The organism is Aeromicrobium sp. (assembly GCF_025965075.1).
Classification (GTDB): domain Bacteria; phylum Actinomycetota; class Actinomycetes; order Propionibacteriales; family Nocardioidaceae; genus Aeromicrobium.
On the sequence record NZ_JAOPXQ010000171.1, the window covers coordinates 1 to 7,390 of the forward strand.

The 7,390-nt window shown below is 72.4% G+C and carries 8 protein-coding genes; 6 read left to right on the plus strand and 2 right to left on the minus strand.

The features are described 5' to 3' along the window. On the plus strand, positions 1 to 266 hold a 266-nt coding region (locus JWQ91_RS10495), incomplete at its 5' end, for an SIMPL domain-containing protein (RefSeq protein ID WP_297783372.1). 79 nt (positions 267 to 345) lie between these two features. After that, on the plus strand, positions 346 to 1,485 hold the full coding sequence (locus JWQ91_RS10500) for an alpha/beta hydrolase (protein ID WP_297783375.1): 1,140 nt from the start codon (positions 346 to 348) through the stop codon (positions 1,483 to 1,485). A gap of 9 nt (positions 1,486 to 1,494) precedes the next feature. Here JWQ91_RS10500 and JWQ91_RS10505 read toward each other — a convergent pair whose 3' ends face one another. Both JWQ91_RS10505 and JWQ91_RS10510 read right to left on the minus strand, forming a co-directional pair. Further along, positions 1,495 to 3,099: a hypothetical protein gene (locus JWQ91_RS10505; RefSeq protein ID WP_297783378.1), complete on the minus strand. Its 1,605-nt coding sequence runs from the start codon at positions 3,097 to 3,099 to the stop codon at positions 1,495 to 1,497. A gap of 49 nt (positions 3,100 to 3,148) precedes the next feature. Next, positions 3,149 to 3,700, minus strand: a complete 552-nt coding sequence (locus tag JWQ91_RS10510) for a PepSY domain-containing protein (protein WP_297783381.1) — start codon at positions 3,698 to 3,700, stop codon at positions 3,149 to 3,151. 196 nt (positions 3,701 to 3,896) lie between these two features. Here JWQ91_RS10510 and JWQ91_RS10515 point away from each other — a divergent pair, with 196 nt between their 5' ends. From JWQ91_RS10515 to JWQ91_RS10530, 4 genes are all read left to right on the plus strand, one after another. Next, on the plus strand, positions 3,897 to 4,508 hold the full coding sequence (locus JWQ91_RS10515) for a TetR/AcrR family transcriptional regulator (protein ID WP_297783383.1): 612 nt from the start codon (positions 3,897 to 3,899) through the stop codon (positions 4,506 to 4,508). Next, entirely contained in the window at positions 4,505 to 5,311 is an 807-nt protein-coding gene (locus JWQ91_RS10520; protein ID WP_297783386.1) for a TIGR03084 family metal-binding protein, read from the plus strand. Before JWQ91_RS10515 ends, JWQ91_RS10520 begins: the two co-directional genes overlap by 4 nt. Further along, entirely contained in the window at positions 5,308 to 7,131 is a 1,824-nt protein-coding gene (locus JWQ91_RS10525; protein WP_297783389.1) for an acyclic terpene utilization AtuA family protein, read from the plus strand. The genes JWQ91_RS10520 and JWQ91_RS10525 overlap by 4 nt, the downstream gene beginning before the upstream one ends. Beyond that, positions 7,128 to 7,390: acyl-CoA dehydrogenase family protein (locus JWQ91_RS10530; protein WP_297783392.1), on the plus strand; the 263-nt coding region annotated here is incomplete at its 3' end. The genes JWQ91_RS10525 and JWQ91_RS10530, both read left to right, overlap by 4 nt.

Sequence of the window (7,390 nt, forward strand, 5' to 3'; positions counted from 1 at the left end):
GCTACGAGGCCGAGGTGCGCAAGGCCGCCGTCGACGACGCCGTCGCCAAGGCGCAGTCGTACGCCAACGCGGTCCGCCGCGGCAAGGTCACGGCGGTCCAGCTCGCCGACCCCGGCATGCTGACGTCGCCCGGCGACGGCGCGCAGGGCGCGCCGGTCCTCCACCAGGCGGCGTACGGCCTCGCCGGCGAAGGGCCCGAGCTCGACCTGACGCCCGAGGAGATCGTGATCCGGGTCGAGGTCGACGCGCGCTTCCGCGCCGACTGACCCGCCGGCATGGCGGCTGACCTGCGCAAACGTCGTCGCGACGGTTGAGCTGGTGCCATACCGGCGGTACGCTCGAAGCATGCCCCGATTGCCTGCGCTCACCCACCTGACCTCGATCCCGAGGGTCCGGAGGCGGTCGGGGGACCGGGTCCTGCTGGCCCTCCCGGGTCGCGGCCCGATGCGGGTCGTGTTCGACCAGGCCGTCGTCCACGAGGCCTTCAGCTTCAAGGCCCGGGTCCTGCAGCGGACCGCGCGCCTGGTGTTCAAGCCGATCCTGCTCCACACCCCGCTCAGCGACCGTTCGCTGGCGACGATCCGCCGGATCGACAAGCTCTCGGCCCGCCGCAAGCGGTCGCGATACATCGAGCCGGTCCGGCACGACCTCGGCGGCGTGCCGGTCGAGTCGATGACCCACCGCTACGGCCCGGCGACCCGGATGACGCTGCTCTACCTGCACGGCGGCGGCTTCTTCTCCGGCAGCATCGAGACGCACCGGCGCATCTGCGAGCGGCTCGCGCTCAAGACCGGCGCGACCGTCATCTCGGTCGACTACGTCCAGCTGCCCGAGGGCAGCGTGGCCGAGTCGGTGCAGGACGTCATCACGGCGTACGCCGCCCTGGTCGAGCAGAGCGAGCACCCCGACAAGATCGTCGTCGCGGGGGACTCCGCGGGCGGCTACCTCGCGATGAAGGTGGCCGAGCTCGCCACCCGACGCGGGCTGCCGGCCCCGGCCGCGCTGCTGGGCTTCTCGCCGCTGCTGAGTGTCGACCCGGAGCGCCAGGACAAGGCCGTCGTCCGGGTCATCCGTGACCGGGACGCCTATCTGCCGGTCAGCCGGGTCGCGCAGATCCGGGAGCGCTGGCTGCCCGAGGAGGGTGTGCCGATCGAGGGCTACGCCTCGCCGCTGCACGCCTCGGCGTACATCACGTCCCCGACCTTCCTGGTCGCGGTCGAGGACGAGATGCTCCGGCCCGAGGTCGAGGCTATGGCGCTGCTGCTGTCCGAGCGGGGGGTCGAGGTCGAGACCCACCTGTGGCGCAAGCAGGTGCACGCGTTCCCGGTGCTGGCCGACGCGCTGCCGGAGAGCGAGATGGCGCTCGACCTCGCCGCCGAGTTCGCCCGCCGCGCCGTCGGCGAGCCGGTCCCCGAGCCGACGGTCGACCCCGACGCGCACGAGGAGACGATCGTCGGCGAGATGGTGCCCGGCTCCGCGGCGTAGCGCCGGTCCCTAGTCCTCGGTCAGCGCCAGGCGCAGCCGGAGGGTCGAGTGGTCGTCATCCTCGCCGACCGACAGTCCGAACGCCGACAGGTCGCTGGCCTCCTCGAGGTCCTTCGCCAGGTCGTCCGGCGGATCGGCCTGCTGCAGTGCGTCGATGATCGCGCCGATGTCGACGAACAGCCCGCTGCTGCTGGCCTCGGCGTCCGGGACGACCTCGGTGAACGTGTCCCGCTCGCCAAGCGTGCCGTCGGGGTCGCTCACCGCGTCGGCGGCGTCCTGGTTGGTCGCCAGCACGGCGCCGCGATCGGTCGCCGCCGTGACGAGCGGGATGCCGACGTCGGCCGCGAGGTCCGCCAGGCGCTGGACGAGGTCGAGGGCCTTGGCCCGGTCCGACGTCAGGGACAGCGCGACATCGAGGGTCGACAGGTCGTCGGGCCCACCGAACGTCGGCAGCTGCTCGACGTTGCGCGCCCCGACCGCCAGGGTCAGGGTGTCGCCGAACAACGTCTCGAGGTCCTCCGGCAGCCGGAGCCCGGTCTCCCGCTCGATCTCGTCGATGAAGTCCTGCGCGTCGTCACCCGACGGATCGTCGGACGGGTCGATCTCGGTGCTGCTGGGGTCGTCGACGTCGTCCGGGAGGAGCATCGCGCCGAGGCCCCCGTCGAGCTGCTGGACGAACGAGTCGAAGGACGTACCGACCTGGTCGCCCACGCCGGAGACCGACAGGGCCGCGATCGTGTCCTTGGGGAGCGCGCCGAGATCCGTCGGGCTCGGCTCCTCGTCGGAGACCCGGCCGCTCAACGCGACGAGCTCCAGGGCGTTGCCGTCGACCCGCAGCGTCGTCGCGCCGGAGCCGGCCTTCGCGAACGTGTCGGCCTGCTCGCCGAACGCCTCGGCGAGCTCGGGCACCTTCGCGAGGGCCGCGACGTCGACCCAGGCCGAGGCGATCCCCTGGTCGCCGAGGGCGTCGAAGTCGTCGACGAACGCCTTCTTGTCCGCCAGCGTGCCCTTCTCGGTCGCGGTGACCGCGGCGTCGACGGCCTGCTGGGTGTCGGACAGGATCGCGTAGCCGTCGAGGTACGCGATGCCGTACTCCTCGTCCGCGCACCCGAACAGCTTCTTGATGCCGGCTTGGGACGCCTGCTCGTCGGTCGTTTGCAGCGCGATCTGGAACGACTCGTCCTCGATGTTGGCGCCGATCCCGATGCGCGAGCCCAGCCACGGCTCGACATCGTCCTCGTAGTCGAGGCCGGGGCACTCCGGCGCCAGGACCTGGTCGAAGATCAGCTCCCGGACGTCCTGGCCGTCACTCGTGATGCCGATGTCGTCGGCGACGTCCGGGAACCGGCGGATGAGCTGGAACAGCTCGATCTTCTGGCTCGCGGACGGATCGAGGTCGAGCCGGGCGTAGGCCTGCGTCGACGCCGGCATGACGTCGTGCGGCTGGGGGCCGCCACCGTCGAGCTTCTGGTAGACCGCGAAGGCGCCGAGGCCTCCGGCGAGGACCGCGGCCACCGCCACCCCACCGATGACGGCACCCTTGACGCTCCGCCCGGCCGGATCGGGATCCACCGGTGCCTCGGGCGGAGGCGGGGGTGGGATGTGCTCGGTCATGGCTGATCCTTCAGATCGCACGGTGGGAGTGCGACGAGACTAGCGGAGGTCAGCGGTCGATCGCGGTGACCACGAACCGCTTGTCGAGCTCGACCGTGACGTCCTCGCCGTCCGGCAGCAGGACGTCGACCTCGTACACGTGGTCCGGGTCGTCGCTGCCGCTGGTCTCGGTGACCTTCCCGGCGGGGTCGGTCGCCTTGAGCGCCGCGGCCGACGCCTTCGTGAGGACCGATCCGGTCAAGGGTCGGTCGTCGGTCGCACGCGCGACATCGGGGGTCGCGGACGGGGTCGCGGACGGGGCCGCGGGCGCGGGCTCGAGGTCGGCGGCCTTCGGGGGCTGGTTCGTGACCTCGAAGGAGTCGTCGAGCTCGACGTCGATGTCGCTGCCGCCGGGCAGGGTGACCTCGACCTCGTACGCGTAGGTGTCGTCGCCGTCGCCACGCTCGGCGTCGGTCACGGCGCCACCGCCGACGTACGCGAGGGCCGCGGTGGACGCCTTGGCCCGGTCGTCGGCGGAGAGCTCGGCGTCATCGCTGCCGCAGGCGCTGAGGGTGAGGGCTGCCGCGAGGGACAGGCCGATGAGGGTGATGGGGGTGCGCATGGGGTGCCTCCTGGGAGTGGGGGTGGAGTGCTCACGATCTCCAGCACGGATGAGGTGGACGTGATGGAGTCGTGAGAGCCCTCTTATCCAGGCGATGCACCACGAGTCGTGCGACAGCGACCGTCAGGCGGTGCTCGTCGACGTCCGAGAAACAATCAGGCTTGACTGTTTGTTCCGGAGGAGGCACGCTGGTCGGGTGACCACCGAGCCGGCCCAGACGCGTACGCCGCAGGGCGAGCGCACCCGCGCCATGCGGCAGCGCCTGATGGAGGCGACGGTCGAGTGCCTCGTCGAGGTCGGCTGGTCCGGCACGACCACGACCGTCGTGAGCCAGCGGGCCGGGGTCAGCCGGGGCGCCCAGCTCCACCACTTCCCGAGCAAGCAGGCGCTCGTCGTCGGGGCGGTCGAGCACCTGACCGACCGACGTCGTGAGGACATGCGCCGCAACGCCGACAGCCTGCCCGAGGACGACCGGGTCCGCGGCGTGCTGGAGGTCCTGGCCGACCAGTTCGTGTCACCGGTGTTCTTCGCGGCCCTCGAGCTGTGGGTCGCCGCCCGCACCGATGCCGAGCTGCGGGAGGCGGTCGGACCGCTCGAGCGACGGATCGGCCGGGAGACGCATGCATACGCCGTCGAGCTGCTCGGCATCGACGAGGCGAGCGGCGACAACCGTCAGCTCGTCCAGGCGACGCTCGACCTGCTGCGTGGCCTGGGCCTCGCCGCGTCCATCACCGATGACACCAAGCGGCGGGCCAGCGTCCTCGACTCCTGGGCCACCGTCCTCGACCACGAGCTGGAGATGCCATGACCGACCGCACCGCGAGCACCCTCGACACCGTCCTGACCGACCTCGCCGCCGAGAGCCTGCAGGTCGACCAGTGGGTGGCCGGGCTGACTGCCGCCGGCTGGGCGACCGTCACGACCCCCGAGGGCTGGACCGTCGCGCACCAGGTCGCCCACCTGCACTGGACCGACACCGCCTCGCTCGCGGCCATCACGGACCCCGACGCGTTCGGCCGGCTCATGAAGTCGGCGGCGGAGGACCCGTTCGGCTTCATCGACACCGCGACCGACGAGATGGCGGCGCTGCCCCCCGAGGAGCTGCTCGCCGCGTGGCGCGAGGGCCGGGTGGCCCTCGACGCGGCGCTCCGGTCGGTGCCCGACGGCGAGCGGATCCCGTGGTTCGGACCGCCCATGAGCCCGGCCTCGATGGCCACCGCCCGGATCATGGAGACCTGGGCGCACGGCCACGACGTCGCGGAGTCGCTGGACCTGGTCCTCCGGCCGACGGCCCGCGCGAAGCACGTCTGCCACATCGGCGTGCGGGCCCGCGGCTACGCCTACCTCGTGCGCGGCGAGCAGGACCCCGGCGTCGACATCCGGGTCGAGCTGATCGGCCCCGACGGCGACGTGTGGACGTGGGGACCCGAGGACGCCACCGAGCGGGTCACCGGCTCGGGCTGGGACTTCGCGCTGCTGGCGACCCGCCGACGGCACCTCGAGGACACCGACGTCCGGGCCGACGGCGAGCACGCGGCGCACTGGCTGACGATCGTCCAGGCCTTCGCCGGGATGCCCGGCGCCGATCCCGTCCGCCTGGGGGACCGATGACCGCGATCCGGATCGGCAACTGCTCGGGCTACTACGGTGACCGGCTCGGCGCGATGCGCGAGATGCTCGAGGGCGGTGAGCTCGACTACCTGACGGGTGACTACCTCGCCGAGCTGACGATGCTGATCCTCGGCCGCGACCGGGTCAAGGACGAGTCGCTGGGCTACGCCAAGACGTTCGTCCGGCAGATGACCGACTCGATGGCGCTGGCCAAGGAGCTCGGCGTCACGATCGTGACCAACGCCGGCGGCCTCAACCCCGCGGCCCTCGCCGCGAGGCTCCGGGACATCGCCACCGACCAGGGGCTCGAGATCTCGATCGTCCACGTCGAGGGCGACGACCTGCGCGCCCGTGCCGAGGAGCTGGGCTTCGGCGGCGTGCTGACCGCCAACGCGTACCTCGGGGCGTTCGGCATCGCCGCCGCGCTGCGGGCCGGCGCCGACATCGTCGTGACCGGCCGGGTCACGGACGCCTCGGTCGTCGTCGGACCCGCGATCGCCCATTTCGGCTGGGGACGCGACGACCTGGACCGGCTCGCCGGTGCCGTCGTCGCCGGGCACGTCATCGAGTGCGGGACGCAGGCGACGGGCGGCAACTTCTCCGGCTTCGCCGATGTCGACATGTCGACCCCGTTGGGCTTCCCGATCGCCGAGGTCGACGCCGACGGATCGGTCGTCATCACGAAGCACGCGGGCACCGGGGGAGCCGTCACGGTCGACACCGTGACGGCGCAGCTGGTCTACGAGATCGGCGCTCCCCTCTACCTCGGCCCCGACGTCTCGGCCCGCCTCGACTCCGTGTCGCTGAGCCAGGTCGGCCCCGACCGGGTCGCGATCACGGGCGCCGTCGGCGAGCCGCCCCCCGCGACGACCAAGGTGTGCCTCAACGAGATCGGCGGCCACCGCAACAGCGTCGAGCTCCTCCTCACGGGACTCGACATCCCCGAGAAGGCCGCCCTGGTCGAGCGGCAGCTGGAGGCCGCGTTCGCGGCCGGCACCCGACCCGACACCGTCGAGTGGCACCTGGACCGCACCGACACTGCCGACCCGCCGACCGAGGCCCAGGGCACCGCCCTGCTGCGCTGCCACGTCAAGAGCGCCGAGCCGGAGCCGGTCGGCCGGGCGTTCAGCGACGCCGTGGTCCAGCTGGCCCTGGCGTCGTACCCCGGCTTCAGCGTCTCCCGCCCACCGGCGGCCGGCACGCCCTACGGGATCTACCGCGCGGCGTACGTCCCCCAGTCCGAGGTCCCCCACCGGATCGTGACCGCCGACGGCACCGTGCAGGAGATCCCCCCACCCGGCTCCGCGAGTGGATCCGCGAGTGGCTCCGCGAGTGGATCCGCGAGTGGATCCGCGAGTGGCGCAGAAGTGACGGATTCGGACGGCGAGTCGTCCACTTCTGCGCCACTCGGGGACGGGTTTGCGCCACTCGGCGACTGGGCGGCCGACACGGTCCGCGCCCCGCTGGGCCGGCTCGTGCACGCCCGCTCCGGTGACAAGGGCGGCGACGCCAATGTCGGCGTCTGGATCCCGGCCGGCCATCCGGCCCGCGACGACGCGTACGCCTGGCTCGTCGGCTTCCTCGACGCGCCGACGGTCCGTGAGCTGCTGGCCGAGGCCTCGACCCTCGACGTCGAGATCCACCCGCTGCCCAACCTGGCGGCGGTCAACATCGTGATCCACGGCCTGCTGGGCGAGGGGGTTGCGTCGTCGACCCGGCTCGACCCGCAGGCCAAGGGCGTGGGCGAGTGGCTCCGTGCCCGCGACTGCGCCATCCCGTCCGTCCTCCTCCCGACCCTGATAGCGAAGGCCTCCCTGTGAACGTCTGGAACACCCCCGAACGTCTCGCCCTGCGCGAGATGGTCACGTCCTTCACCGAGAAGGAGATCGCGCCCCACCTCCCCGCCTGGGAGGACGCCGGCCTGCTGCCGCGCGAGCTGCACCAGAAGGCCGCCGCGGTCGGGATGCTCGGCATCGCCTTCGCCGAGGAGGTCGGCGGCTCCGGCGGCGACATCATCGACGCGACCGTCATGACCGAGGCCGTGCTGTCCGCCGGTGGGTCGACGGGCCTGCTCGCGAG